The organism is Nonomuraea sp. NPDC051191 (assembly GCF_044455665.1).
Taxonomy (GTDB): Bacteria; Actinomycetota; Actinomycetes; order Streptosporangiales; family Streptosporangiaceae; genus Nonomuraea.
Genome location: NZ_JBITEZ010000005.1, coordinates 1 through 24,214 on the forward strand (window position 1 = coordinate 1; position 24,214 = coordinate 24,214).

Here is a 24,214-nt window from a genome sequence, read left to right on the forward strand (position 1 = left end):
CACCTTGATGCGGGTGCTGATCTTCTCCGAGAAGACCGGCTCGCAGCCCGCTGCCGCCAGGGCGTCGAGCTGGCTCTGCAGCTCCTGCTGTTCAGGGGAGCAGCGGGCGTAGCCGACCCGGGTTGGTCTGGCCCCGGCGTCTGCGAGGGCGGCCTCGCGTGCCGGGCCCGCGCTCCAGGCCCGGCCCGGACCGCGATCGACGGGCGCGCGCACCTCCAACTCGGCCCGTAGCTGGGGTGCCGGCATGAAGCGCGGCGTGTGGTACTTCGGCGCGACCTTCCCACCCCGGGTCCGGCAGGCGCTGCCCGCCGGTGCCTGGCACGTGGGACAGTCGAACGCCTCGACCGCGGCGGCCGGGTCGGCAAGATCGCTCATGTCGCAAAGCCTGTCGCGAACGCTGTTGTGAGAAAACGGTTTTGCGAGAGGTTGTGAGAACGGCGGCCAGGGACAAACCGGACAGCTCCGGGCGACGGGGCGAGGTCTGTCAGAACTCCTCATTTCTGAGAACGAGATCAGCCTGGCGCGGAGGCTCGCGGCGTCGCTCTCGTCCAGATGAGTTCGGAAGGGAACGTCACGCCAAGCCGCATCCGTGCGGCGCTCGTTGGGTACCGCTATCCACTTGCCAGCCATTAAACATACGTTTAAACTCCTAAACATGTGTTCAGCATCGTCGGACTTGACCACCCAAGCCAAGATCCGCAACGCGGCCATCGCACACTTCGCCCGGGACGGCTTCCAGAAGGCCAACCTGCGCGCCATCGCAGCCACCGCCGGAGTGAGCCCCGGCCTGGTCATCCATCACTTCGGCAGTAAGGAAAAGCTCCGGAGCGTCTGTGACGACCACGTCCTGCGCATCTTGATCCAGCGGGCCGACAACGCCCGGCCCAGCGGCATGCAGGACCTCTTTCGCGAATACCTGTCCAACCCGGAGGAATACCGCCTCCAGGTGCAGTACATGCTGCGCGCGATCGACGAGGACACACCAGCCGCGGCCACGTTCGTCAACACGCTGGTGGACGAGTCCGAGGAGATCCTGCGGGCTGGTATCGCCGACGGCTCGATGCGACCGTCCTCGGACCTGCGGGCGCTGGCGGTGCTGACCGTGCTCAACAGCGTGGCCACGCTGACCATGCCGCCGCCCCTGGCCCGGGCGCTGGGCTACGAGCGGTTCGGCCCCGACCTGCTGCGCCGCCTCGCCCTGCCCACGCTGGAGCTCTACACCCACGGACTGTTCACCGACGACACCGCGCTGAAGGCAGCCCGGACCGCGCTGGATGAGTCACCACAGAAAAGGGACTGACACGATGGCCATCACCCTCCCCGACCTCACGCCGCTGGAGAACACGCTCTGGCTGACCCTGGCCGGCAAGGCGCTCGACTACCAGGCCAAACACTCGATCCTGCACGACAAGACCGCATACGACATCGTCAGGAAGCTCGACTACGACGCCGGGCAGTTCAAGCTCTCCGCCAGCCCCGTCGTGGGCATCGCGCACCGCTCACTGGTCATGGACAACATCGTGCGCCAGTTCATCGCCAAAAATCCCGACGCCGTCGGGCTCGACCTGGGCGCCGGGCTCGACACCCGCGTCTACCGCGTCGCCCCGCCCACCACCGTCGAGTGGTACGACGTCGACCTGCCCGGCGTGGCCAAGACCAGGCAACTACTACTCCCCGAGCGCCCCCACCTCCACACCATCGGCTCCGACCTCAACGACCCCCGATGGATCAGCGAAGTCCCCGCCGACCGCCCCGCCGTGATCGTCGCCGACGGCCTGATCGGGTTCCTGTCCAAGGAGGAGCTGGCCACGCTCCTCGACCGCCTCATCCGCCACTTCCCCGCAGGCGAGATCTGCTTCAACGGCTACACGAGGTTCCACGTCTGGGCGGCCAAGAAGTACGCCGGCACCCAGTCCGTCGTCCCCTTCCTGCGGTCTCCCGGCTTCGACACCCCGCAGGACATCGAGCGCCTGGAACCCCGCCTGACGCTGGTACGCGAAATCCTGCTGGGCCGCGAGCCCGAAGTCGCCGACTACCCGTGGACCACCCGCCTGGCCAGTGCCCTGACCGCTTGGAGCACCTCCATCTCGCGCAAGGGCACCGCCATCCAGCACTACCGCTTCTAGGGACTCCAGAGGCACCGAGGTGACCGCCGAGGACCGGCGACTGCTGGAGGATCGTGTGCGCTTCCTGACGGGCGGCGGCGGGGACCGACCGAAGAGCCGCATCGCCCGGCCGGCCGATCCGACATCGACCAGGCAAGTCACAGCTAGATCAACGCTGATCTGGGCTCAGTCGGGTCGGGGCAGGGCGCGGTGCTGGTCTTGCGATCAGTCCGTTTCCTTGACCCACCCGCCTAACCAGGCATGCATGTTTCCAGGCACCGAGCTCTCCGCGTGTCTTGCCGGGGGTCAACCGCCTGCGGTGGTGGTGTCCACGGCGTCGGAATCCTGGGTCCGCGACAGCCGCTAACGCGAACTTCTCGCTCAGATACTGCTCGACATCCTTGCGGGATGGCGCCAAAGTTCGGTCCGATCCTCCCCAAAGGCCTTTCGTGATCGCCCGTTCGTCGGGGAGTGGGCACAAGATTGCAAGCGCTTGCCTACATTGTCAATAGATGATGTGAATGATGCAGGTTAGGGCACATGGTCGCGTGGCAATCGCTTGCCACTGTTGCGCATCCTCTGGGACGTCGGCGCTTCGCCGCTCCGAGCGCCCGGCAGCCACGATCCGTAACGTATTCGTCACTCGAATGACTATGGTCACGGTTGGTGATGCCTCGACAGCATTGAGTCTTCCCAAGAGTGGAGGCAGAAGTGGCCAGTGAGTTCCAGCGCAAGAAGGTCGGCGGAGTCTTCCGGGCGATGGACCTGGACGGCGACGGCCGGCTGACCCAGGCCGACTTCCAGGCGCTCGCCCACCGCTGGACGGCCGTCGCGGGGTCCGTGCCGCCGGAGCGGCTGGTCTCCGTCATGACGGGCTGGTGGCCGGTGCTGCGGGCCGCCTCCGGCCCCGACGGCGACGAGGCCGTCTCGCTCGACCAGGTGCTCCACGTCGTGGACGGGCTCGGCGACCTGGCCGACGCCGTCACCGGCACCGCCGACGCCATGTTCGAGGCCATCGACCTCAACGGCGACGGCCTGATCTCCCGTTCGGAGTACGGCGCGCTCATCGAGACGTGGAACGGCGCGCCCTCGGCGACCGACGAGATCTTCCCGCGCCTCGACCTGGACGGCGACGGCCACCTCACCCGCGACGAGTTCCGCGTCCACTGGACGGAGTTCTGGGCCGGCGACGACCCGGACGCCCCCGGCTCCTACGTCTTCGGCGCCCTGGCGGAGTAACGCGCCCCCGGTTGCCGGACGGCAGGGAAACGCCCCGGCCCCCTTCTCGGGGCCGGGGCGCGCTGTCAGCTCACCCCCGTCGCCCGGTCTCCGTCAGTGAGCGTTCGGGGGTGGGCCGCCCAGCAGGTGGGTCGCGCGGTCCGTGCGCAGGTGGAGGGCGGTGCGGCCCCTGCGTTGCGTGGACACCAGGCCGGCCCCGCGCAGCGCCCCCAGGTGTTGGGAGACCGCGCTCGGCGTGATGCCCAGGCGGGTGGCCAGCGCCGCGGTCGCCAGGGGTTCGGCCAGGGCGGCGAGAATCTGCGTCCTGGTGTGGCCGAGCACGGGGGCCAGGCCCGTCAGCGCCGGTGGGGGCGACTCCCAGAGCAGGCCGACGCCCGTCGCCGGGTAGCGGATCGACGCGGCGGTGACCGGGGCCTTGTCGACGCCCACGTCGGGCCAGTTGAAGACGCTGGGCTGCAGGACCAGGCCGTGCCCGCCGGTGTCGACCGTGTGCACGGAGTGCGGGGCGCGCCGGCCGTGCACCACGAGCTGGCCGTCGTCCCAGGCGATGTCCCGGTGCAGCTCGGTGAACAGCGCCTGCACCCCGCCCTCCACCAGGGTCAGCGCCCGCCGCCCGATGTCGGCCTCCAGAACGGCGCACATCCGGCCCCACTGTGGCGCGATCAGCAGCTCGTGGCAGCGACGCAGCGCCTCGGCCAGCCGCGGCAGCACGGTCGCGGGCTCGGGGGCGCTCTCGGCCGGCATGCCCAGGACCGCGCCGTACTCCTGCCGGAAGAAGTCCTCCGGCGTGGCCCGTACCAGGTCCAGTTCGGACGCCATCGAGGGCAGGCGCTCCCTCGGCGCGGGGAACAGGAACGACGGTAGCGGTCCGGAGATCAGCGCCCGCAACAGCGGCAGCTCGCGTTCGCCCGCCAGCGGCGGACGCGCCTGGCGCACCCAGGGCCGATGGACGGCGTGGCCGCCCGTGCCCAGCAGGATCCGCAGCGCCAGCACCGTCTCGCCCAGCGGTGAGACGGCGAATCGCACCTTGGCGACCGACGCCGCGGTGAACCTGATCTCGACCGCCATCCGACCCTCATCATGTAGCTGTGGCTAAACGATAGCCGAGCCGTGCCGGTCTCCCGCAGGCTGCGGAGCATGCACTTCTTCACCTCCTACGACGGCACCGAGCTCGCCTTTCACACGTTCGGCGGCGGCGCCCCCGTGATCTGCCTGCCCGGCGGGCCGATGCAGGCTTCCGCCTATCTCGGCGACCTCGGAGGTCTCCCGGCGCACCGGCAGCTCGTCATGACGGACCTGCGGGGCACCGGACGGTCCGCCGTGCCGGACGACACCGCCTCCTACCGTTGCGACCGCCTGGTCGAGGACGTCGAAGCCCTGCGCGAGCACCTCGGACTCGACCGGATGGACCTGCTCGCCCATTCCGCGGGCACGAACCTGGCCCTGCTGTACGCGACCCGCTTCCCGGAACGCGTCGGCAGGCTCGCCCTGATCGCCCCGAGCGTCGCCGCCGTCGGCATCCCGATCAGCGCAGACGTCCGGAAGGAGATCGCCCGGCTGCGCGAGGACGAGCCCTGGTTCCCGGCGGCGTCCGCGGCACTGGAGAGCGTCATGGCCGGACAGGCCACCGGCGACGCCTTCCGGGCCATCGCGCCGTTCTGGTACGGCCGCTGGGACGAGACGGCCCGGGCGCACAGGGCCGCCGAGGACGAGCAGCGCAACGACGAGGCGGCGGCGGTCTTCGGCTCCGAGGGCGCCTTCGACCCCGACGCCACCCGCGCCGCCCTCGCCCGCTTCACCTCGCCGGTGCAGGTGGTCGCGGGGGAGGTGGACCTGAACTCCCCTCCCGTCGCGGTGACCGAGCTCGCCGGGCTGTTCCCGCACGCGGAGCTCGTCGTCCAGGCGCGGGCCGGGCACTTCCCGTGGCTCGACGACGCCGACCGGTTCGTGGCCACCACGTCGGCGTTCCTGCGGTAGGGCCGGCAGGTGTCGCGGAGGGCGTGAAAGCAGAACACCGCATCGGATGAGTAGGGGATGTGACTGCCAATTCGACGGCTCCGGATCTCGCCGATCCGCGGGAGACGATCAGCGACGAGGCTCTGGTGGAGCTGTCACGCCGGTCACCCGACCGCTTCGGCGAGATCTACGACCGGTACGTACGCGAGATCCACGCCTACCTGGGCAGACGGCTCGACGGGCAGGCCGCTGACGATCTCACGGCCGAGGTGTTCCTGGCCGCGTTCAAGAAGCGTGGGACGTTCGATCCCCGGCGTGGCACGGTCCGTCCCTGGTTGTACGGCTTCGCCGGCGTCGTGATCGGGCTGCACCGGCGGGCCGAGGCCCGGCGGCTGGCCGCGCTGCAACGCGGCGCCGGCGTGGACGACGACCGGGAGCACGGCCACGAGGACCGCGTGGTCACCCGCATGGACGCCGCGAACGCACAGGGGCGGCTCGCGGCCGGGCTGCGGGCGCTGTCCGACGGCGACCGGGACGTGCTGCTGCTGAGCGCGCTGGCCGAGTTGAGCCACCAGGAGGTGGCCCAGGCGCTCGACATCCCGTACGGGACCGTCGGATCCCGCCTGTCGCGGGTCCGCAGGAAGCTTCGTGCCGCCCTGGGCGGTGTCAATCCGCTGCTTGGAGGGTCTGATGGATGATTACCGGGCGGTGCGGGACCTGCTGCCCCCGCCGCCGTTGTCGCCCGAGGTCGAGCGGGCCGGGCGCGAACGGCTGGCAGCCGCCTTCGCCCGGGAGCGTCCACGGCGTGGCCGCCCCAGGTGGAGTGCGCTGGCGCTCGGCCTGGCCGGGGCCGCCGCGGCGGCCGCGATCGTCGCGGTGATCGTCGCGGTGAACGTCGTGCCCGCCTCTCATGGCGTGGCCGTCCAGGCCGACGGCAAGCGGTTCCTGCTGGTCGCGGCCGCCTCAGTGGCTGCCGTGCCCGACGAAGGCGGGTGGTGGGGCAGCACGGAGGTCCGCGGCCGGCAGTTCCACGAGCCGGGCGGACGGTACGTCCTGCGGGAGAGCGAGTCGGTCGAGACCTGGATGCCCGCGGACCCCGAAGGGCTCACCTGGTACCGCTCGACCCCCCAGGGGATCAGGCCCGCGACGCCCCAGGACGAGGCGGCGTGGGCCGCCGACGGCTCGCCGACGTCCTGGACGTACGACAAGCCCTCGGAAACCGGGCGCTCCGGAGTCGTACGGTCCGGACCCGGCGAGCGGCGGACCTGGTCGACCGAGGACTGGGACTTCCGCATCCTCACGGCGGGCAAGCCCCTGACCAAGATGAGCGAGGTGCCCGACACCCCTGAAGGGCTGAAGGCGTTCTTCGCCGCCGACGACCGTACGACCATCGACACCGCGGCGCGGCTGCTGTTCTTCGCGCCGGTGACGAACGCGACCAGGGCCGCCGCGTACCGGCTGCTCGCCTCCCTGCCCGGGGTCGCCGCCGTCGGGCAGGCGACCGACGTGCTGGGCCGGGCCGGGCAGGCGGTCGAGTACGAGTCCGGCGAGTTCGCGCCGCCGGACCACCGAGGGGCGACCAGGACCCGGCTGGTGATCGACCCCGCCTCCGGCAGACCCCTTTCCCTCGAAGTCCGATCCGCCGCGGACGGCCTGCTCCTGACGTACACCGCGATCCAGGACAGCCGCTGGGCGGATGCCAACCCGTTGAAGGAGAACGCATGAGAATCACCCTTGCCGTCGCCGCCGGGCTGCTGTTCGCCGGTGTGGCCGCTGTCCCGGCGTCCGCCGACGCGCCGAAGGGGGCGTACTGGCGGGTCGAGACGATCTACACCACCACCCACCCCCGCCCGGTCGGCAGCGGCTACCACCTGACCCAGCGCAACGTCACCACCGAGTGGCTGTCGCCGAACGGCAAGGCCTGGACCGGCATGCGTGAGCTGGGAGCCAGGCCCGCGACCAAGAAGGACGAGGCCGCCTGGCGCGCCGACGGATCTCCGACCACCTGGGACTACCGCACGGAAGGCATGAAGATCCACCTGACCACCCGGCCGGGCAAGGGATCCGTCAAGGCGCAGGAGGACCGGCCCGACGGGTTCCGGCTGGGCGAGAAGTACGTTTCCTACCAGCAGCTCCAGGAGCTGCCGACGGACGCCGAGGCGCTCAGGAAGCAGCTGACCGCCGAGGTCGAAGCCTGGATCGACGAGGCCGCCGAAGAGGCGAAGACCACCGACCCGAAGGCCACGAGGAACGACTGGCTGGTCAACCTCGACCGGTATGTCGCCGAGCGGGCGGTCGAGCTCCTGTACGTGAACCCGGTGCCCGACAAGGTCCGGGCCGCCGCCTACCAGGTGCTGAAGACCACCAAGGGCGTCGGCGATCTCGGCCGGGACAAGGACCCGCTGGGCCGCTCGGGCCAGAAGCTCGCCCTGCCCGTCTCGTCCAGGAAGGGGACGGTGCTCAAGCAGCAGCTCCTTGTGGACACCACGGCCATGACGCTGCTGGCCGAGTACACCGACCTCAAGGACGGCGGCAAGGCGGTGCTCGGCAAGTCCGGCGTGACGACGTACAAGGCCGGCTGGACGGACGACAAGCCCGCCGTTCCGGCCGCGAGCTGACCGGTCCACGGCCGAAGACGTCGACGTGACGCGTCGCGGCACGCGGCGCGTCACATCAGGGGCTGTGCTGTCGGGTACCTGTGCTGTCAGGGGCTGTGCGGTCAGGAACGGGCGGCCTGCGCCTGCGTCAGGCGCGGGCGCAGCGTGAAGCGGACCTGGACGGCCGCCGCAGCCCCCAGCACCACCGCCAGGAGCGCGCCGGCGGCGAGCAGAGTGGTCCCGTCGGGGTGGATGAGCGCCTGGCCGCGCTGTGCCTGCCAGATCAGCAGCCCGGTGAGACCGGCGTAACCGAACGCGGCCACGATCACCAGCGGAACCCGGCGCACCCACAGCGCGATCAGCGGCAGCACCTGCAGCGCGTGCAGCCCGACGAAGTGGGCCGCCCGCAGGTCGCCGCCGCCGGTCGCCCAGCCGAGCAGCGGCATCCCCGCGCCGCCGTCCGCCGCGCCGACCGTGTGCGCGCCGATCGTGATCAGCTTGAGGCCGCCGGCCAGCGCCTGCGCCTGCTCCGGCGTCGGCGCGGTCATCAGGTAGCCGACCGACATGCCCGCCAGCGAGATCGCCACCCCCAGCGGGATCGCCCAGGCCATCGCCCGGTTCACCCGGCGCTGCATGACCAGGAAGATCCCCAGCGCCAGCGTGAGCGCCCAGCCCAGGTAGGCGGCCCCTCCCATCAGCATGAACACCGACTTGTCGAGCGTGGTGGCGAAGTTGAAGTGGCTGCGCACCCCGCGCACCGCCTGGAAGGTGATCGCGGAGATCTCCGGCAGCACGAACAGCGCCACCGTGACCGTGCCCAGCCACCACAGGGTCCGCTGCCACCGTTCCACCTGGCTGATCATCCAGGCGAGGGTGAGCGCGTACAGGGCGAAGGAGGCGGCGAACTTGAACGGCTTGAGCCACACCCCTTCGCCCATGACCGTCCGCCCGTCGACCACCAGGCCGACGCCGCTCACCAACGCGAGCGCCGCCATCGCGAGGGCACAGGCGACGAGCGGGCCGTGCCAGGTTCTCCAGCGCAGGGAAGTCATGACGTCTCCTTCAGATCGACTGAAGACAACCCTGCTGGCCAGGGACGACACGAACCAGAGACGTGATCATCGGCTGCACATGACATCGTCATGAATCGGGCAGACGGGTCGCGGAGACGTCCGGACCGCCCGGGCACGGGCCCGCGCCGGCAGCAACCGGCCTTGCTCGGGACGGCAGGACGTCACGAAGCCCGCCCGCCGCGCGACCTCGACCGCCCGCTGCACCAAAGGCGGCAACCGTGCGGGATCGGCGTACCCTGCCGTGCCCTCAGTGACATCGGTCAAGGCCGAGCCGGCCGACCGCCTCACGGCACTCGGCGGTCGAAGCGGCCGATCGAGGGGCCGTAGACGAACTCGCGCGACATCTCGATGAAGTTCTGCGGGAACCCGAGCGGGAAGGCGCTGGCCTCGTCGAGCCGCTCCACCACCTCCGGCGGCAACCGCAGCTCACAGGCGGCGAGGTTGTCGGTGAGCTGGTCGAGCGTCCTGGCGCCGGAGATCGGATGGATCCAGCGGCGGTGCGCCCGGGTCCAGGCGAGGGCGACCTGGGAGGAGGAGACGCCGAGCTCGTCGGCGACGGCGTCGACCTCGGCGGCGATCGCCAGATGGCGGTCGGGTACGGCGTCGCGGCTGATCCTGGACCCGGCGGTGGCGTCGGTGCGGGTGAACTTCCCGGACAGCACCCCGCGAGCCAGCGGCGCCCACGCGGCCACCGACAGGCCCAGCGTCTCGGCCATCGGCAGCAACTCGCGCTCGATGTCGCGCTCCAGCAGGCTGTAGGACAGCTGCAGTCCGATGAACGACGTCCAGCCGCGCAGCTCGGCGATGGTGTCGGCGCGCGCGATCACCCAGGCGGGCACGTCGGAGAAGCCCAGGTAGAGCACTTTGCCCGCGCGTACCAGGTCGTCGAGGGCGCGTAACGTCTCCTCGATCGGGGTGGCGGGGTCCCAGATGTGCACCCACAGCAGGTCCAGGTAGTCGGTGCCCAGGCGCCGCAGGCTCTCCTCCACCGATCGCCTGAGGCTCTTGCGGTGGTTGCCCGAGGCGTTGGGGTCGTCGCGGTCCATCGACAGCGTGTACTTGGTGCTGAGCACGTACCGGTCGCGTTCCTTGCCGATCAGCTCGCCGACGATGCGTTCGCTGGAGCCCTCGGTGTAGCTGTTGGCCGTGTCGATCATGTTCCCGCCGGCCTCGGCGTACGCGGTGAACATCCTGCGGCACTCCTCAAGGGGAGCGCCCCAGCCCCAGTCCTCGCCGAAGCCCATCGTCCCGAGGATCATCTCGGAGACCCGCAACCCGCTCGTTCCGAACGTCGTGTATCTCATGGCGAGGACTGTACATAGCGTCTAGACAGACTGTCTAGACGCTAGGATTCCGAGAATGGAGGCGAGAGCGGGCCGGCGCGCCCCACAGCCGAAGGACGACGGCCGCGACCTGCGCGAGGTGATCCTGGCCGCCACGCGCGGGCTCCTCGACGAGCGGCGCTTCGACGAGCTGAGCGTGGCCGACATCCTGGCCGCCGCCCAGGTGGCGCGCGGCAGCTTCTACTTCTACTTCGCGAGCAAGCACGAGGTCCTGGCCGAGCTCGTCCGTCGTGCCATCGCCCGTGGTCACGAGGTCGCGCAGCCCTGGCTCACGCACGACGAACCCGACCAGCGGCGGGCCTCCGTACGGCACGGCATCAGCCACGGCGCCCGCCTGTGGCGCGAGGAGGCGCCCGTGCTGCGAGCCATCGTGGAGAACTGGCGCACCGACCCCGAGCTCACCGCGCTGTGGCGCGACCAGATGGCGGGCTTCACGGCCGCCACCACCGAACGCATCACCACTGACGACGCCACCGCGCCCGGCGTCGATCCGGCCGCCCTGGGCGCGGCGCTGACCTGGCTCGGCGAACGCCTCTACTACCTCGCCGCCCTCGACGTGGCCCCCTTCGCCGACGAGGACACCCTCGTCGAGGTCCTCACCCACATCTGGATGACCTCCCTCTACGGCGAGTCGGCCCGGTAGGCGGTGCGGGCACGCGGAAATCGGGGTGCCGGAGCCGGGCGCGCATCCCTACGCTCACCCCATGCGCCACGAATCCGCCCTGCTGAACGTCATCGATGTGGAAGCCACCTGCTGGGACGGGCAACCTCCGCCCGGCTCCGTGAACGAGATCATCGAGATCGGCCTCACCGTCGTCGACGTGCCGGCCCGGCGCCGCGTCTCCCGGCACCGCATCCTGGTCCGTCCTGCCCGGTCGGCCGTGAGTGACTTCTGCACCGAGCTGACCGGCCTGACGCGATCCGAGGTGGACCAGGGCGTCACCTTCGCCGAGGCGTGCCGGATCCTCGTCGAGGAGTACGAGGCCGGGCAGCGCCCCTGGGCGAGCTGGGGCGAGTACGACCGCCGGCAGTTCGCCCGGCAGAGCAAGGCCGACGGGGTGGCCTACCCGTTCGGCCATCCGACGGAACGCACCCACACCAACGCCAAGGCCGTGTTCGCGGCGGCGTACGGGCTGCCCAGGAAGCCCGGCATGGATCACGCCCTGCAGATCGCCGGACTGCCCCTCGAAGGACGCCATCACCGCGGCGAGGACGACGCGTGGAACATCGCGGCACTCGTCCTCGACCTGCTGGACCGCGGGGCATGGCCCCTCGCGGCCACGGTCATCTAGCGGCTTCTAGCGGTGCGCCCGGCCTTGGCATGATGAGAGACGTGACTGCCATCGACGGCCCGGACGTTCCTCTTCGGAGTCGGCTGACCGAGTTGCTGGAGGGCGTCGTCCCCTGGGACGAGCAGGAGCGCGCGCACCTCACCACGGCGGCGGAGTGGATCGCCAGCGGCGCTCCGCTGTACCGGCTGCGGAAGCCCGATGTCCCGCCGATGCACCTGGTCAGCTACTTCGTGGCCCTCGACGAGGCCCGCGCGGAGCTGCTGCTCGTCGCCCACCGCAAGGCCGGCCTCTGGCTTCCCAGCGGCGGCCACGTCGAGCCGATGGAGGACCCGTGGGACACGGTTCTGCGCGAGTGCAGAGAGGAACTGCACACCGAGGCCCTCCCGTCGGCGGTCTCCGGAAACAGGCCGTTCTTCCTGACCGTCACTCGAACCCGCAGGTACGAACAGCACACCGACGTGTCGTTGTGGTACGTCCTGCGGTCCACGGCAGGGGCCGTCACCTCCTTCGACGAGGGTGAATTCGAAGCGATCAAGTGGCTGCCGCTGCGACAGGTCCTCGCCGAGCCCGGCGACACCCTCGACCCCCACATGCACCGGTTCACCGGCAAACTCATGGCTGCCCTGGCCCGGTAGCCGTCCTCTCCCCGCGGCGCCGCCTCAAGGTCGCCGTGAAGAGCGCTTGAGCTGGAGTGAATAGACTTGTCGTCATGTTCGACGACAAAACGCAGGAGACCCTGCGGCGCCTGCTGGACCTCGCCGAACACCCTTCCACCCCGGACGCCGAACGGGCGCTGGCGTTCACGCGGGTCCGCGCCCTGGTCGCCATGCCGGCCGACGACACCCGCCGCAGGGCGCCCGTGGCCGGAATGGACGCCCAACTGCTCGGCAAGCTCAAGCCCCTGCTCCGGCACGTGGACGAGGACCTGGTCGACGACGTGCACGGCGACCTGCACTCCTTCGGCATCCGCTACCGGGTGGTCTCGGAGGTGGCCGGGGAGCTGGCCCACATTCTCGACCTGCGCTCCCGCCTCGCCCCCGACAAGCGGCACCGGCACGACGACGGCGTACGCCAGACGGCCGCCCGGCTGACCTTCCTGCTGGAGCGCTCCGACGGGTTCCGCACCTCCCGCTGGCGCACCAAACGAGGCTGACCGGCCTCCGCCCCCCCACGAGCCACGCTCGGGGAGCGGAGGGCCTCAACGTCGCGCCCTCGGCGACGGTCTCAGGCGGTCAGAGGCTGTTGGTACGGTCCCCGCAGTGCGGGTCCTTGCCGCTGCGGTCGAAGACGAAGTTGAAGTCGACGTGCACCTTGTCGCTCCGCTTGACCCTGAGGTTGGGGACCGGCCTCCCGCCGCTGCCGGGCGACACGTTGTCCCCGGACGTGTACGACCAGATCGTCTTGTCCGGCAGTCCACGCCGCTCCAGCCGGATCCGCAGCCGGACGTTGTTCTTGTTCCGCAGGCCGGGACCGCCGAGGAACCAGTTGATCCGGTTGAAGTAGTCGTACTTGCCCTGGGTGTAGTAGTAGGCCTTGATGTTCCCCCAGTTGCTCTTCGCGGCCTGGCAGCCGCCGGCCAGGGAGGCCGCGGCGCTCGCGGTGACGCTGGAGACGCGCGCGGTTCCGACCCGCTCCGACGCCTGCGCGGTCGTGCTCACCATGCCCATGGAGAGCGCTGTCACGGCTACGGCGGTGGTGAGCTTCATGATCGGTTTCATGTCCTGCTTCCTCCGGTCGAGATCTTCCGTTCGAGCTGGTGAAAGGAAGGTAGGACGGCGGCTGTTGACGTCCTGTTGAGGATCTGTGAGGAACGGCGAAGACAGGTTCCACACAGGTCGGGGGCTCGGGTCCCGTGCCAGGCGAAGTCCGAGTTCTTCTTCCCGCGGCCGCCCGCAAATCCAGCGCATGGCGGCAATCCCGTGCCTCCCGGGGCCGGTTCAACGGCCGCACAATCTTCGAGCAGCACGGGCTCTTCGGCCGCCTGACCAGGATGGGAGGTCCCGTAGATGACAACGTCCCCCGCCCTACCGGCGCCGAGAATGAAGTGCCACGAAAACGGAGATGAGGAGGTGCCGATTTCTTGATCGCGATGTCCGGTGGGTAAAGAATGAATTGATATGACCACCCCTATGAAGGCAGGGCAGTGATCAAGCTCGCTGTCGTGGACGATCACCCATTCATGCTTGAAGGCATCACCCGCTTCTTCGAGCAGTCGTCGCAGGTCACCGTCGTGGCGAGCACCGCGGACCCGGCCAAGGTGCCCCATGAGGCGGATGTCCTGCTGCTGGATCTCTATCTGCAGAACGGCAGGCCATCGGTACCGGTCATCGCCGACTGGTCGGCCAGGTCCAGAGTTCTGGTGATGTCGGTCTCGGGCGAGCAGGCCGACGTGGTGGCGGCCATCCAAGCGGGGGCCAGCGGTTATCTGACCAAGAGTTCCGAACCCGCTGAGTTCCACGCCGCCGTGGTGTCGGTGGCCTCAGGGGGGTTCGTGCTCGGCAGCGGGCTGGCCGGCATCCTGCACGGCCAGCTCGCCACTCCCTCCTCGCTGCTGGCGGGCAGGCCGGCGTTGTCGCCGCGGGAAGCCGAAGTGCTGGCTCATCTGGCCAAGGGGCGGACCCGCAGGCAGACCGCCAGCAGAATGGGCGTGGCGGAGTCGACCGTCGACACGTTGATCAAGCGCATCAGGGTCAAGCTGGGGCTGGGGGCGATGGCGGACCTCGTTCGCGCGGCGGACGAACTCGGCCTGCGTCCTCCGGGGGAATGAGCGGCGCGGCCGGCCTCGCCGGTGGCGTGGCGGCCGCCGAACGCTGGCTGCTCGTGGCGTTCACGGTCGTCAGGACCACGTCGGCGGTCATCGTCGTGGCCATGGCGTTGAGCGGCGAGTCCCGCCACTGGCTGATGGCGGTCGCGCTGGCCGAGAGCGCGGTGGTGACCGGGCTGTCGTGGCGGGCGGGCAGGCTGCCGCCGGGCTGGGCCGTGCTGGCCGACGGGCTGTTCCTCGCCGCGATGACGCTGGCCGTGCTGACAGGCAGCGCCCGGCCGCACGCATGGGACAACTGGCCGTTCGACTACGCGGTGCCGTACGTCATCGGGATCGGATTGGGCGGCGGCGGATGGCGCGTCTCCCTGCCCGCGCTGGCGCCGATGCTGGCCGCGGTCACCGCGGCCGCGCCGATGACCGGCAATCCTCTTCCGGACGCCTCCTTCGACCTGGCCACGCTCACCGTCAACACGATGGTGGGGGTTCTCGTGGCGCGAGCCGTACGCAGAAGGGGAGCGGAGGTGGACGCGGCGCGCCAGGAGGCGATGACCGCGGAGGCCGCGGCCGCGATCGTGAGGGAGCGGGCCGCGCACGCCCGCGTCATCCATGACCAGGTGCTCCAGACCTTGGAACTGCTCGGTCACCAGGGACGGGTCGCGGGGCCGGAGTTGCGGGATCAGGTCAGGGCCGAGGCGGGGCGGCTCAGAACGCTCATCGGCTCAGGCGGGCGGGGCATGGCTGGGGACGGTGGAATGGGCGCGGTCGTGGACCATGCCCGCCGCCTCGGTCTCGCTGCCGAGCTGACATCGCCGGACGGGCCGGCGGTGCCGGAGGAGATCGCCACCGCGGTCCGCGAATACGTCACCAGGCTGGCCGCGGCGGAGCGGGTCCCGGGCAAAGTCGTGATCTTCGCTGAGGTCGTGGACGCAGGCCCGCTGGTCACGATCACCCACCCGGGGCCGCCCGCCCAGGAGGGGGCACATCCCGGGGTCGAAACCGAGGTGATCTTCACACCGGGCGAGGGCAGCGACATCGAGTTCCGGGTGGCCCGGCCATGAGGCCGTACGCGCTCGGCAGGAAGGGCACCGAGCACTCGCTGATGCTGGCCCTCGTCGCCCTGCGGGCGGGGTACGGCGTGCAACTGGTGGCGGCGGCCGTCAGCGGCCGTCTCGACGGGTTCCCTCTCTTCCTCGCCGCCGCCGTTGTGGAGGCGACGGCGCTCGTGGTGTGGGTCGCCCGCCGTCGTGCCCTCTCACCGGGGTGGATCTTCGTCGCGGACGCGGTCTTCGTCGCGGTCACGGCCGTGTTCTGCAGTCCCGCCACCGGTCAGTGGTGGACCTACCCCTACGCCTATGTGGTCGTCGTCGGCGCGGGTCTCGCCCTGGCTTCCGCTCCGCTCCTCGTTGGCTCGATCACGCCGCTGACGGTGGCGGTCTCGGCCGGCGTGCCGCAGCCCGAGCGCCCCGCCGTGGCGGTCGGCCTGCCCGTCATCGCCGTGATGTCGTGGTACGTGGCCAGGACCCTGCGGAACTACTCCGACGAGGTGGACGCCGCCCGGGAGAAGGCGGTCGAGGCGGCGGCGGACCTGGCCGCGCAGCAAGAGCGCGCCGCCCACGCCGAGCTGATCAGCGAACGGGTGCTGCGGCTGTTCGACCGGCTGACGGGGGAGCATCAGGTCGCCGATCCGCAACTGCGTGGACACGTCGCCGACCAGGCCGTTTGGCTGCGTCGATACCTGGAGGGGGAAGACGGTCCCTCGACCGTGCGCGAATCCCTGACGGCGGTGATCACGCGTGCGCGGGCACTCGGCCTGGAGGTGGTCTCCGACCTCGCTGACAGCCCGCCGTTGCCTGCCGGCAGCGTTGCCGCGATGGCTGGAGCTGTTCAGGAGGCCCTGGCCAACGTGGTCAAGCACGCCGGCACCAGGCATGCCCAGGTGACCGCGCGACTGTTGGGTGGACGGCTCGTGGTACGGGTGGCCGACGACGGGTGTGGCTTCACCCGCGGGCACGGGCCAGGTTTCGGTCTCGGGCAGTCGATCGAGGGCCGGATCGAGAGCGCGGGCGGAACGGTGATCATCGACTCCGCACCGGGGCGAGGCGTCACTGTGGAGATCGTCCTTCCTCTGTCCCCCGAAATGGGGACAGGGGCCGGGACAGACGCGAGTGGTGCCGTACGTCCATGATCTGGATGTGAGTACGGCACCACGGGAAGCAGGGGCCTGCTGGACGTCGGGAGGCGCCTCGTGAACCGGATGGAAGAGACCTTCGAACGGGCGCTGGAGCTGTACACGCGATCGGAGCACGAGTTCGCCGGCGGACACCTCAGGCTCGCCCTGGACACGACGACCGAGGCGATCGTGCTGCTCCGCGGCCTGACGCCGGAGCAACCACGCCTGCTGGCCCGCGCGCTGCACGGGGCCGCCCGCTACCTGCTGGCCCTGGACCGGGCGGCCGAGGCCCTGCCCCTGGCCCGCGAGGCGGTCGAGCTGGCCGCCTCCGTCGGCGCGGAGCAGCTCCGTCTGGCCTGCGCGGCCACCCTGGCCGCCTGCCACCGGGCCATGGACGACGTTCGCTAGACCGGCTCGGCGGCACCACACGTGCGGCGGATCGTGTCCCCCTCTGTCCCTGTATTTCACGACTGTCGGGCCAGGTGGCCGGGTGCGATAAATGGTCCACGACGACCACCCACCCCCCCTCCGGGAGAGAACATGTTCTGGAAACGAAGCACCGTTCTGCTGGCGCTCCTCCCGCTCGCCACCGCCCTGGCCGGCCAGTCCGCGGCCGACGCCGCCGTCGTGACCGGCGTCGTCCGCGCCGTGCCCGACGTGGGCCTGCGGTCGGAACCGCGCGTCGATTCGAAGGTGCCCGCACGGATCCCGACCGGTCACCGGGGCACGGTCAGTTGCTACGTGCGCGGCAGCCAGAGCATCAGCGGGTGGGGCGGTACCAACCCGTACTGGAACTACACCGAGATCGACGGCAGGACCGGGTACATTCCCGACGTCTGGCTCGACACCGGCGGCGACATCACCACCCAGGTGCCCGAGTGCGGCAGCAGGCGTACCAGGGAACCGGACGACACCCGCGAGGGCCGGAAGGGCACGCCCGACGCCGAGGAGCCCCTCAAGACAGGGCAGGCCTGCGTCTTCCTCGCGCCGAAGCGCCCGGCGGTCGGCCCGGTGACGCTGGGCCATGTCGGCTGGGGATTCCAGGTCGGCCGGGACGAGTACGTCTACGGCGCCACGGAGAACCCCACGGCCCAGTGGAAGATCGACCCGGGCAAGGACAACGGAGCCTGGCGGGGCTCGGGCAACCTCACCACGATGCGGGAGGCGTTCCGCAAGGCCGAGGGATACAGCCAGTACAAATGCGCCGAGGTATCCGCGTGGAAGGAGTCAGCCGCCAGAGCGGCCGTCTCCGCCGCGGAGAACGGCGGTTATCTCATCCTCGCCAACAACTGCATGGACCACACCTACAAGATCCTCACGGCCTACGGCGCCGCCCTTCCCAACCCGGGCCCGAGGGAGAAGCGGACCTATACCAACCTGGTCCATGACGCGAACGTGCCGAGCTGGATCCCCCGGCTCTGGTTCGCCTCGATTCCCTGGGACCAGAAGTCCTTGTGACCCTGCTGCCCTCCCCCCGATTCCAGCCACGGACAGGATGTCGGATGAAATCGCGTGATGATCGTCCAGAGCGTCATGACGACCAGGTGAACGCGGCACGAGAGGCTGACGCCGGAACGCCGGCCGGCCCGAAATGGGGCAAGAAGTTCGCATGGCTGGCGACGGGGTGCACCGCGATCGCGCTCGCGGTGAGCGGAGGCTGGTCCACGACGCTGTTCGGCGTGGTTGCCGACGCGGGTGCGGCCGGCGACCACGTGAACGACGCCCTCGGACGCCCGGCCCTCGGCGTGACCGTCATCGAGTTGCGCGGGCAGCTGCCCACCATGGCGCTCGGGACGAGCCCGCGCGGGGCCGACAGGAGCGTCCTCCTCGGCGGACAGACCGAGGAGGGACAACTGCTCGGCCTGGTGTGGCGGCACGAGGGCGCCGTGGTGGGCAAGGCCGTGGTGCGGGTGGAGCTGACCGGCGGGCGCAAGGCGGTACGAATCGTCGGCGCCCGCCCGATCGTCAAGCGCGTCGGCAAGCCGCTGACCGCCGTCCTCCTCGCCTGCGAGACGCAAGGGGAGGAGGACACGGTCGAGATGGTGGCGCGTCTCGATCCGTTGTCACCGGCCTTCCTGGGCGCGCCGCCGAGCAGACGCCCGTACTTCGAGACCAGGACCATCTCGCTGAAGCGGGACGAACAGCAGACGCTCGACATGACGGTGATCCCGGGACGCGGCGTCTACGACTTCACCATCCTGATCGACTACGCGTACGACGGCAGGACGGAGACCAGGGAGGTCTTCGACGCCGACGGCAGGCCGTTCCGGGTGACGAGCGCCGTCACGCCCGGGACGTACGGCACGGTGTACGTCCCGGCAGGAGGCTCGCGAGGCTACCGCGCCCTGCGCGCGCCTGAGGTCGCAGCCCGGTTCGCGCGGGGCGCCAGGGGGCCGGGATGCTGAGCGTGCGGCGTCTCCTGCCGGTGATGGCGCTGGTCGCGGCGGCGGCCATCGCCGTCGCGGCGAACTTGTCACCGCTTTCCGCCTGGTGGGCGACGCCGCCGACGCCGCCCCTGCCCACCCGGATCAGCCAGACGTGGTCGTTCGCCTCGCCCAGGCTCGCCGGTGGCCTGCCCGCGCGTCTCGCGGCGGTCGTGGGCACCGAGGTGATCCTGCCGAGCGGGCCGACCCCGTCGCTGTCCGGAGACCTGGAGGCGCACGATGTGGCCACCGGGCGGACCCGGTTCTGGCGGCAGGACTTTCCCCTCGACGACGACCTGTCGGTGATGGCCGGCTCCGTCCTCGTCCAGGCGGGGAACCGGTCGGGCCCCGGCGTCGTGACCGGATTCGGCGTGGGCCGGGACCGGAACCTGTGGACACGGGTGCTGCCGGTGCACGCGAACGCCCTGGTGGTCGCCGGCGGCAAGGCGGTCCTGACGTGGGGTTCGACCATTCAGGCGCTGCTGCCGGACAGCGGGCGGACGGCGTGGGAGAAGCCACTGGACTGCGCCCCCACCGGTCTTGAGTCATGGGGACGGTACGCCGTCCTGGACGAGCAATGCGGGGTCGAGCCCGGCTACAGGCGTCTGGTCCTCGACGCGCGCGACGGCACGCAGGTGCTGGAGGAACGCGTCGGTGAGGGGAAGACGACCGCGTTGCGCGGGGCGCTGGGGGAGCTGGTCGTACGGGAGTCCTCCGGCGGGCTGGAACTCGTCGGAGCCGGTGGCGTCGTACGGCACCGTGTCCCCGGCTCCGGCCTCACGGTGGATCAGGTGATCTGGCGTCCGGAGGGCGGCCTGGTCATCGTGGCGGCCGAGGACGGCCGGTCGCTGACGGCCTATGACGGGACGGCGAAGCCGCTCTGGAGGCAACCCGGCGTGGCGGGATTCGACATCGACGACGAGGACTCCGTGGTGAGCCCGGATCACCGATTCGCCTATTCGCTCCTGAACCCGAACACCGACGACGTCGTGACGTTCCTCGACGTCCGCTCGCTGGCGGACGGGCGACGCGCGATCTTTCCGCTCCCGGTCCATCGACAGGGTGCCACGATTCTCGGCGTCTCGGGCGACTCCGTGGTCGTCAGAGCGGTCGGCGCGGACGGGCCCGCGGTGACCGTTCACCGCCTGGAGGGGGCGGACCGCGAGGAGAAGGCGGTCCAGGTGTACGGAACGCGCTTCGACGCCTGGCCGGACCCGTGCACGCTGCTCCCGGAGAACACGCTGCCCGGTGGCGGCAGGCCGTACGACCGCCGGCCGGCGGCCCGGTTCTCCGCCCCACACGCCACCTGCACGCTGATCCCGCATGACGAACACGAGCATGTCGTCCGGATCGGCGTCGCCTGGCTGTCGTCCACGCCTTCGTTCGCCGACCGGATCCTGGCCGCCGTGCGCGCGTCCGACGAGCAGTACGGTCCCCTCATGCGCCGCCCGCCGGACCTCGGGAAGGGCGCGTACCTGCGGCCCGACGTGAACGTGCACAACCAGCGGGATCAGGCCCTCGTGGCAGCGGGCGGGCTCGTCGTCGTCCTGCGGGTCGAGGACGACGAGCAGGCGACCATGAAGTACGCGAAGATCCTGGCCGCGCGCCTGCGCAACGAATGAGGCCGGCGTCTGATCGCGCCCGAGCACAGGTCCTTGCATTGTCCCGAACCCTCATGAGCCGGTGCAGCAGTCGGCGAGAGGTCTTCACTGCGAGAAATGCACGGTGATGGACAAGCCGCCTTCGGGGCGTGCGCGGACGGCAAGGCGGGCGCGGTGGGCCTGCGTGACGGCGTTCACGATGGCGAGGCCGAGGCCGTAGCCGTCGCTGAGGCCGCGACGATCGGGCGCCAGCTTCTGGAAGGGCTGGAAGAGGCGCTGGAGGTCGCCTTCGGGGATGACCGGCCCGCTGTTGGTGACCGTCAGGGCCACCTGCGTGCCGGAGGTCTGGGTGGTGATCTGTATCTGCCCGTCCGGGTGGTTGTGACGGATGGCGTTGTCGATGAGGTTGGCGACGAGGCTTTCGACCAGTCCCGGGTCCCCGGCCGTCACCGCCGGCGTCAGGTGTTCGGCGAGGTCGATGCCTTGTTCCGTGGCTTGACGGCGGCGGGAGGCGAGCACTCCCTCGACGACGTGGGCCAGGTCGAGGGTGACCCGGCGGGCGACGCCGCGCTCGCTGGTGGCCAGGGCGAGCAGTGCCTGCACGAGCCGCTCCTGGTGCTCGCCGAGAGCGAGGGCCTCCTGGCAGGCCGAGCGCAGGGTGCCGGTGTCGGCATCGGGGTCGGCGAGGACGACTTCGAGCAGGGTGCGCAGGCCGGCGAGAGGGGTGCGCAGCTCGTGGGAGGCGTTGGCGACGAAGTGGCGTTGGGCGTCGAAGGAGGACTGAAGGCGGGCGAACAGGTCGTCGAGGGTGTGGCCGAGTTCGGTCAGCTCGTCGATGGGCTCGCCGAGGTCGAGGCGCCGGTCGAGGCTTCCGGTCGAGATGATCTCGGCGGTCGCGGTGATGGCGCGCAGCGGGCGCAGGAACCGGCCGGACACGAACCAGCCGAGCGCCAGGGCGACGGGAACCAGAAGGACCAGAGCGACGGCGGATCCCGTGAGGAGCTGGGTCAGGCTGATCCCGGGCCCGGTCCCGGTGATCGCACTCGATGAGGGGCGCCCTACGGGTGTCGCCGCATCGATGCCGGCGAGCGGGACGGCGACGAGGACGAGCACGAAGACCTCGGCGGCGTAGAAGCCCGCCGCGTAGGCGAGTGCCAGCCGCGTCTGAAGGGATCTTCTGGCGCGCCGCTGCGAGGTCATGACGGCCCGATGCGGTAGCCGCCTGCACGGACGGTCTCGATCACGGGCGGATCGCCGAGTTTGGCGCGCAGCCGGTGCATGGTGTGCTTGACGGCGCTGGTGAAGGGGTCGGCGGCCTCGTCCCAGACGCGTTCGAGCAGCTCCTCGGCCGAGATGACCAGGCCGGGCACGGCGAGCAGGCATTCGAGCAGGGCGAACTCCCTGGGGCTCAGCTCAAGCCGCCGCCCGGCCCGTGACGCGACACGGCGGGCCGGATCCAGGGTGATGTCCCCGCACGACAGGGTCGGCGGCAGCGGCGGGGTGGCGCGGCGGGCCAGGGCACGGACGCGGGCGACCAGCTCGGCGAACGCGAACGGCTTGGGCAGATAGTCATCGGCGCCGAGGCTGAGCCCGTCGACGCGGTCCTCGATCGTGCCGGAGGCGGTGAGCATCAGCACGCGGGTCGTGCCGCGGCTGTGGGCGAGTCGCCGGCAGATCTCGTCGCCGTGGACGCCGGGCAGGTCGCGGTCGAGGATCACCACGTCGTAGCGGGTGGCGGCCAGGCGGTCGAGGGCGGCGGTTCCGTCCAGGACGACGTCGACGGCCATGCCCTCGCGGCGCAGCCCGGTTCCGAGGGAGCGGGCGAGGACCTCGAAGTCCTCGACGACGAGGACCCTCATCGGCGCTCACCGCAGGTCGTCGTGCGGGCGGGGCCGCCGGGTCGGGGTGCCATGGGCCAACGATGCCAGACGCCCGGTCGCAGCCGGGTCGCGGCGGCCGCGACCCGGCTGGAACCGGGGGCCGCGTACAACCGTCGGCATGAGTTCGTTCTCGCCTCACCGATCCGGCCCGCCGTCCGGGCGCTTCCTCCAGATGTCGCGCGCGGAGTGGGTCAGGTTCCGCTCCGCCCGGGGCAGGGTGCTCGCCGTGGCGGCCTCCGTGCTGGTCACCGTGTCGCTCGGACTGCTGATCGCCGGGGGCGCCCACAGTGCCTGCGTGACCGGGACGGGCGAGGGCCCCTGCCCCCCGCCCTTGGTGGGACCCGACGGCACGGCGGTGAGGGACAAGTACTACTACGTGCACCAGCCGCTCAAGGGGAACGGCAGCATCACCGCCCGCGTGTCGGACATGACCGGGCAGATCCGGCTGCCGGACGTCGTACCCGGGGTGCGCAACGTCAAGGAGGGGGTGGTGCCGTGGGCCAAGGCCGGCCTTCTGGTCAGGCAGAGCCTCAAGCAGGGGTCACCGTATGCCGCCGTCATGCTCACCGGGGAGCACGGCGTGCGGATGCAGTACGACTACGTCCACGACGTGCCCGGCGGTCCGCACAACGGCCCGCAGTGGCTGCGGCTGACCAGGTCGGGCGACACCATCACCGGCTACGAGTCGGACGACGGCAAGACGTGGACGGAGATCGGCACGGCCGAGTTGACCGGGTTGCCGGAGACGGTCGAGATCGGGCCGTTCGCCACCTCGCCAGGCGCCTTGTGGGACATGGCGCAGGCCTTCGCCCAGACCACCGCCACCTTCGACCGGATCGAGCTGCGGGGCGCGAACGGTTCGTGGCGCCACGACGACGTCGGCGTCGTCCTGGAGTCCGACGGCACGACCCCCCATCACCCGGGCGGGGTCGTCGAGTCCGGCGACAAGCTCATCGTGACCGGGAGCGGTGACATCGGGCCCGCCACGGTCGAGGGTGGTCTGCGCGCCGACCTCATGCTGATCGGCGGGGCCGTGGGACTGATTCCGCTGCTCGTGGCAGCGGTCACGTTCGTCACGGCCGAACACCGTCGCGGACCGACCAGGCCCGGCCCACCGGCCGAGCCGCATCAGGGTGAGCCGCGTCGGGGCGAGCCGCATCGGGCGCGGCTGCTGGCGGCCAGGGCCGCGGTGGTCGGCGTGGTCGCGTTCGTGGCGGGGCTGGTGAGCTCGGGGGTCGTGGTCCCGGCCGGTCTGGCGATGTTGCGTGCGAATCGGAACCCGGTCCAGCCGATCACGCCGGGCACCGAACTGCGGATGATCGTCGGCTACGCGGCGCTGACGGCGGCCGCCGCCGTGCTGGCTCTGGGCCTGGCCGCGCTGGTCAAGCGGGCCGTCGTCGCCGTCGGGCTGGCCGTCGTGCCGGTCGTCGTGCCGTACCTGCTGGCGACCGCGGGTCTGGCGCCGTGGCTCCTGATGATCACCCCTGCCGCCGGCTTCGCGATCACGCAGAGCGTCCCTACGTTCGCGCATGTGGACGTGAGCCCGTCACTGCTGGCCGGCTATTACCCGCTCCCACCCTGGGCGGGCTTGGCCGTGGCCTGCGGATACGCCGCCTTCATCCTTGGGTCGGCGATGGCCGCCTCCCGCACGGGTGAACCCACCGCCCGTACCGATTAACCCGATGTTTGCGTACGTCCCACACTGAGGGATCCGCCTAAATGCGGACAAAAGCGCCCGTGGGACGGCGCGACTCTCGTTGCGAACCCGTTA

The 24,214-nt window shown here is 70.8% G+C and carries 25 protein-coding genes and 1 pseudogene; 19 read left to right on the forward strand and 7 right to left on the reverse strand.

All coding sequences use genetic code 11. The annotated features are described in order from the left end of the window. Window positions 1-375 (reverse strand): annotated as a pseudogene (locus ACIA8R_RS14825) (recombinase family protein); the annotation flags it as partial. 301 nt (window positions 376-676) lie between these two features. Here ACIA8R_RS14825 and ACIA8R_RS14830 point away from each other — a divergent pair. The 3 genes from ACIA8R_RS14830 (at window position 677) to ACIA8R_RS14840 (ending at window position 3,344) form a co-directional block, all read left to right on the forward strand. Continuing rightward, window positions 677-1,300: a TetR family transcriptional regulator gene (locus tag ACIA8R_RS14830; protein ID WP_397038690.1), complete on the forward strand. Its 624-nt coding sequence runs from the start codon at window positions 677-679 to the stop codon at window positions 1,298-1,300. Between the two features lie 4 nt (window positions 1,301-1,304). Further along, entirely contained in the window at window positions 1,305-2,126 is an 822-nt protein-coding gene (locus tag ACIA8R_RS14835) for a class I SAM-dependent methyltransferase (RefSeq protein ID WP_397038692.1), read from the forward strand. A gap of 690 nt (window positions 2,127-2,816) precedes the next feature. Beyond that, window positions 2,817-3,344: an EF-hand domain-containing protein gene (locus tag ACIA8R_RS14840; RefSeq protein WP_364093530.1), complete on the forward strand. Its 528-nt coding sequence runs from the start codon at window positions 2,817-2,819 to the stop codon at window positions 3,342-3,344. A gap of 93 nt (window positions 3,345-3,437) precedes the next feature. Here ACIA8R_RS14840 and ACIA8R_RS14845 read toward each other — a convergent pair whose 3' ends face one another. Beyond that, complete coding sequence (locus ACIA8R_RS14845) at window positions 3,438-4,412, reverse strand: DUF5937 family protein (RefSeq protein WP_397038694.1); 975 nt, start codon at window positions 4,410-4,412, stop codon at window positions 3,438-3,440. 69 nt (window positions 4,413-4,481) lie between these two features. Between ACIA8R_RS14845 and ACIA8R_RS14850 the strand changes: the two genes are divergently transcribed. From ACIA8R_RS14850 to ACIA8R_RS14865, 4 genes are read left to right on the forward strand one after another with little or no spacing between them, the layout of a single operon-like run. Continuing rightward, complete coding sequence (locus ACIA8R_RS14850) at window positions 4,482-5,321, forward strand: alpha/beta fold hydrolase (RefSeq protein ID WP_397038696.1); 840 nt, start codon at window positions 4,482-4,484, stop codon at window positions 5,319-5,321. A gap of 59 nt (window positions 5,322-5,380) precedes the next feature. After that, window positions 5,381-5,998 (forward strand): RNA polymerase sigma factor, encoded by a 618-nt coding sequence (locus ACIA8R_RS14855; protein WP_357703531.1) that lies wholly within the window; start codon window positions 5,381-5,383, stop codon window positions 5,996-5,998. Next, window positions 5,991-7,025, forward strand: a complete 1,035-nt coding sequence (locus tag ACIA8R_RS14860; protein WP_397038698.1) for a hypothetical protein — start codon at window positions 5,991-5,993, stop codon at window positions 7,023-7,025. Before ACIA8R_RS14855 ends, ACIA8R_RS14860 begins: the two co-directional genes overlap by 8 nt. Further along, window positions 7,022-7,918 (forward strand): hypothetical protein, encoded by an 897-nt coding sequence (locus tag ACIA8R_RS14865; RefSeq protein ID WP_397038700.1) that lies wholly within the window; start codon window positions 7,022-7,024, stop codon window positions 7,916-7,918. The genes ACIA8R_RS14860 and ACIA8R_RS14865 overlap by 4 nt, the downstream gene beginning before the upstream one ends. 101 nt (window positions 7,919-8,019) lie before the next feature. Here ACIA8R_RS14865 and ACIA8R_RS14870 read toward each other — a convergent pair whose 3' ends face one another. Together ACIA8R_RS14870 and ACIA8R_RS14875 are read right to left on the reverse strand one after the other, a co-directional pair. Then, window positions 8,020-8,949 carry a hypothetical protein gene (locus ACIA8R_RS14870; protein ID WP_397038702.1) on the reverse strand — a complete coding sequence of 310 codons (930 nt, stop codon included), beginning with the start codon at window positions 8,947-8,949 and terminating at the stop codon, window positions 8,020-8,022. Between the two features lie 305 nt (window positions 8,950-9,254). Continuing rightward, window positions 9,255-10,274, reverse strand: coding sequence for an aldo/keto reductase (locus ACIA8R_RS14875; protein WP_397038704.1), 1,020 nt, complete (start codon window positions 10,272-10,274; stop codon window positions 9,255-9,257). Window positions 10,275-10,329: 55 nt separating this feature from the next. Between ACIA8R_RS14875 and ACIA8R_RS14880 the strand changes: the two genes are divergently transcribed. The 4 genes from ACIA8R_RS14880 (at window position 10,330) to ACIA8R_RS14895 (ending at window position 12,758) form a co-directional block, all read left to right on the forward strand. Continuing rightward, entirely contained in the window at window positions 10,330-10,956 is a 627-nt protein-coding gene (locus ACIA8R_RS14880) for a helix-turn-helix domain-containing protein (protein ID WP_364093552.1), read from the forward strand. Between the two features lie 61 nt (window positions 10,957-11,017). Then, complete coding sequence (locus tag ACIA8R_RS14885) at window positions 11,018-11,605, forward strand: exonuclease domain-containing protein (RefSeq protein ID WP_397038706.1); 588 nt, start codon at window positions 11,018-11,020, stop codon at window positions 11,603-11,605. 41 nt (window positions 11,606-11,646) lie between these two features. Then, entirely contained in the window at window positions 11,647-12,240 is a 594-nt protein-coding gene (locus ACIA8R_RS14890; protein WP_397038708.1) for an NUDIX domain-containing protein, read from the forward strand. Window positions 12,241-12,314: 74 nt separating this feature from the next. Further along, a complete protein-coding gene (locus tag ACIA8R_RS14895) occupies window positions 12,315-12,758 on the forward strand; it encodes a hypothetical protein (protein WP_364093561.1) in 444 nt (147 codons plus the stop codon). 79 nt (window positions 12,759-12,837) lie between these two features. Here ACIA8R_RS14895 and ACIA8R_RS14900 read toward each other — a convergent pair whose 3' ends face one another. Further along, entirely contained in the window at window positions 12,838-13,323 is a 486-nt protein-coding gene (locus ACIA8R_RS14900) for a hypothetical protein (protein ID WP_397038710.1), read from the reverse strand. Window positions 13,324-13,748: 425 nt separating this feature from the next. Between ACIA8R_RS14900 and ACIA8R_RS14905 the strand changes: the two genes are divergently transcribed. From ACIA8R_RS14905 to ACIA8R_RS14935, 7 genes are all read left to right on the forward strand, one after another. Continuing rightward, window positions 13,749-14,372: a response regulator transcription factor gene (locus ACIA8R_RS14905; protein ID WP_357703505.1), complete on the forward strand. Its 624-nt coding sequence runs from the start codon at window positions 13,749-13,751 to the stop codon at window positions 14,370-14,372. Further along, the gene (locus tag ACIA8R_RS14910) at window positions 14,369-15,427 is read left to right on the forward strand and encodes a hypothetical protein (RefSeq protein ID WP_397038712.1); all 1,059 of its coding nucleotides are present in this window, start codon (window positions 14,369-14,371) and stop codon (window positions 15,425-15,427) included. The genes ACIA8R_RS14905 and ACIA8R_RS14910 overlap by 4 nt, the downstream gene beginning before the upstream one ends. Then, a complete protein-coding gene (locus tag ACIA8R_RS14915; protein ID WP_397038714.1) occupies window positions 15,424-16,554 on the forward strand; it encodes a sensor histidine kinase in 1,131 nt (376 codons plus the stop codon). Before ACIA8R_RS14910 ends, ACIA8R_RS14915 begins: the two co-directional genes overlap by 4 nt. Before the next feature lie 60 nt (window positions 16,555-16,614). Then, window positions 16,615-16,947: a hypothetical protein gene (locus ACIA8R_RS14920; protein WP_364093571.1), complete on the forward strand. Its 333-nt coding sequence runs from the start codon at window positions 16,615-16,617 to the stop codon at window positions 16,945-16,947. Between the two features lie 132 nt (window positions 16,948-17,079). Continuing rightward, entirely contained in the window at window positions 17,080-17,997 is a 918-nt protein-coding gene (locus ACIA8R_RS14925) for a hypothetical protein (protein ID WP_397038716.1), read from the forward strand. 86 nt (window positions 17,998-18,083) lie between these two features. Beyond that, window positions 18,084-18,944 carry a hypothetical protein gene (locus ACIA8R_RS14930; RefSeq protein ID WP_397038718.1) on the forward strand — a complete coding sequence of 287 codons (861 nt, stop codon included), beginning with the start codon at window positions 18,084-18,086 and terminating at the stop codon, window positions 18,942-18,944. Window positions 18,945-18,946: 2 nt separating this feature from the next. Then, window positions 18,947-20,584 (forward strand): hypothetical protein, encoded by a 1,638-nt coding sequence (locus ACIA8R_RS14935; protein WP_397038720.1) that lies wholly within the window; start codon window positions 18,947-18,949, stop codon window positions 20,582-20,584. Between the two features lie 84 nt (window positions 20,585-20,668). Here ACIA8R_RS14935 and ACIA8R_RS14940 read toward each other — a convergent pair whose 3' ends face one another. Both ACIA8R_RS14940 and ACIA8R_RS14945 read right to left on the reverse strand, forming a co-directional pair. Continuing rightward, window positions 20,669-21,763 carry a sensor histidine kinase gene (locus ACIA8R_RS14940; protein ID WP_397038722.1) on the reverse strand — a complete coding sequence of 365 codons (1,095 nt, stop codon included), beginning with the start codon at window positions 21,761-21,763 and terminating at the stop codon, window positions 20,669-20,671. After that, complete coding sequence (locus tag ACIA8R_RS14945; protein WP_364093587.1) at window positions 21,760-22,422, reverse strand: response regulator transcription factor; 663 nt, start codon at window positions 22,420-22,422, stop codon at window positions 21,760-21,762. The genes ACIA8R_RS14940 and ACIA8R_RS14945 overlap by 4 nt, the downstream gene beginning before the upstream one ends. Before the next feature lie 139 nt (window positions 22,423-22,561). Between ACIA8R_RS14945 and ACIA8R_RS14950 the strand changes: the two genes are divergently transcribed. Beyond that, the gene (locus ACIA8R_RS14950) at window positions 22,562-24,121 is read left to right on the forward strand and encodes a hypothetical protein (protein ID WP_397038724.1); all 1,560 of its coding nucleotides are present in this window, start codon (window positions 22,562-22,564) and stop codon (window positions 24,119-24,121) included. Window positions 24,122-24,214: the final 93 nt, after the last annotated feature.

Coding starts and splice junctions, on each gene's coding strand:
- ACIA8R_RS14895 (WP_364093561.1), top strand. CDS start 12,315: ATGTTCGACGACAAAACGCAGGAGACCCTGCGGCGCCTGCTGGACCTC.
- ACIA8R_RS14925 (WP_397038716.1), top strand. CDS start 17,080: ATGTTCTGGAAACGAAGCACCGTTCTGCTGGCGCTCCTCCCGCTCGCC.
- ACIA8R_RS14900 (WP_397038710.1), bottom strand. CDS start 13,323: ATGAAACCGATCATGAAGCTCACCACCGCCGTAGCCGTGACAGCGCTC.
- ACIA8R_RS14885 (WP_397038706.1), top strand. CDS start 11,018: ATGCGCCACGAATCCGCCCTGCTGAACGTCATCGATGTGGAAGCCACC.
- ACIA8R_RS14865 (WP_397038700.1), top strand. CDS start 7,022: ATGAGAATCACCCTTGCCGTCGCCGCCGGGCTGCTGTTCGCCGGTGTG.
- ACIA8R_RS14860 (WP_397038698.1), top strand. CDS start 5,991: ATGGATGATTACCGGGCGGTGCGGGACCTGCTGCCCCCGCCGCCGTTG.
- ACIA8R_RS14875 (WP_397038704.1), bottom strand. CDS start 10,274: ATGAGATACACGACGTTCGGAACGAGCGGGTTGCGGGTCTCCGAGATG.
- ACIA8R_RS14835 (WP_397038692.1), top strand. CDS start 1,305: ATGGCCATCACCCTCCCCGACCTCACGCCGCTGGAGAACACGCTCTGG.
- ACIA8R_RS14945 (WP_364093587.1), bottom strand. CDS start 22,422: ATGAGGGTCCTCGTCGTCGAGGACTTCGAGGTCCTCGCCCGCTCCCTC.
- ACIA8R_RS14915 (WP_397038714.1), top strand. CDS start 15,424: ATGAGGCCGTACGCGCTCGGCAGGAAGGGCACCGAGCACTCGCTGATG.
- ACIA8R_RS14845 (WP_397038694.1), bottom strand. CDS start 4,412: ATGGCGGTCGAGATCAGGTTCACCGCGGCGTCGGTCGCCAAGGTGCGA.
- ACIA8R_RS14950 (WP_397038724.1), top strand. CDS start 22,562: ATGAGTTCGTTCTCGCCTCACCGATCCGGCCCGCCGTCCGGGCGCTTC.
- ACIA8R_RS14880 (WP_364093552.1), top strand. CDS start 10,330: ATGGAGGCGAGAGCGGGCCGGCGCGCCCCACAGCCGAAGGACGACGGC.
- ACIA8R_RS14940 (WP_397038722.1), bottom strand. CDS start 21,763: ATGACCTCGCAGCGGCGCGCCAGAAGATCCCTTCAGACGCGGCTGGCA.
- ACIA8R_RS14910 (WP_397038712.1), top strand. CDS start 14,369: ATGAGCGGCGCGGCCGGCCTCGCCGGTGGCGTGGCGGCCGCCGAACGC.
- ACIA8R_RS14850 (WP_397038696.1), top strand. CDS start 4,482: ATGCACTTCTTCACCTCCTACGACGGCACCGAGCTCGCCTTTCACACG.
- ACIA8R_RS14870 (WP_397038702.1), bottom strand. CDS start 8,949: ATGACTTCCCTGCGCTGGAGAACCTGGCACGGCCCGCTCGTCGCCTGT.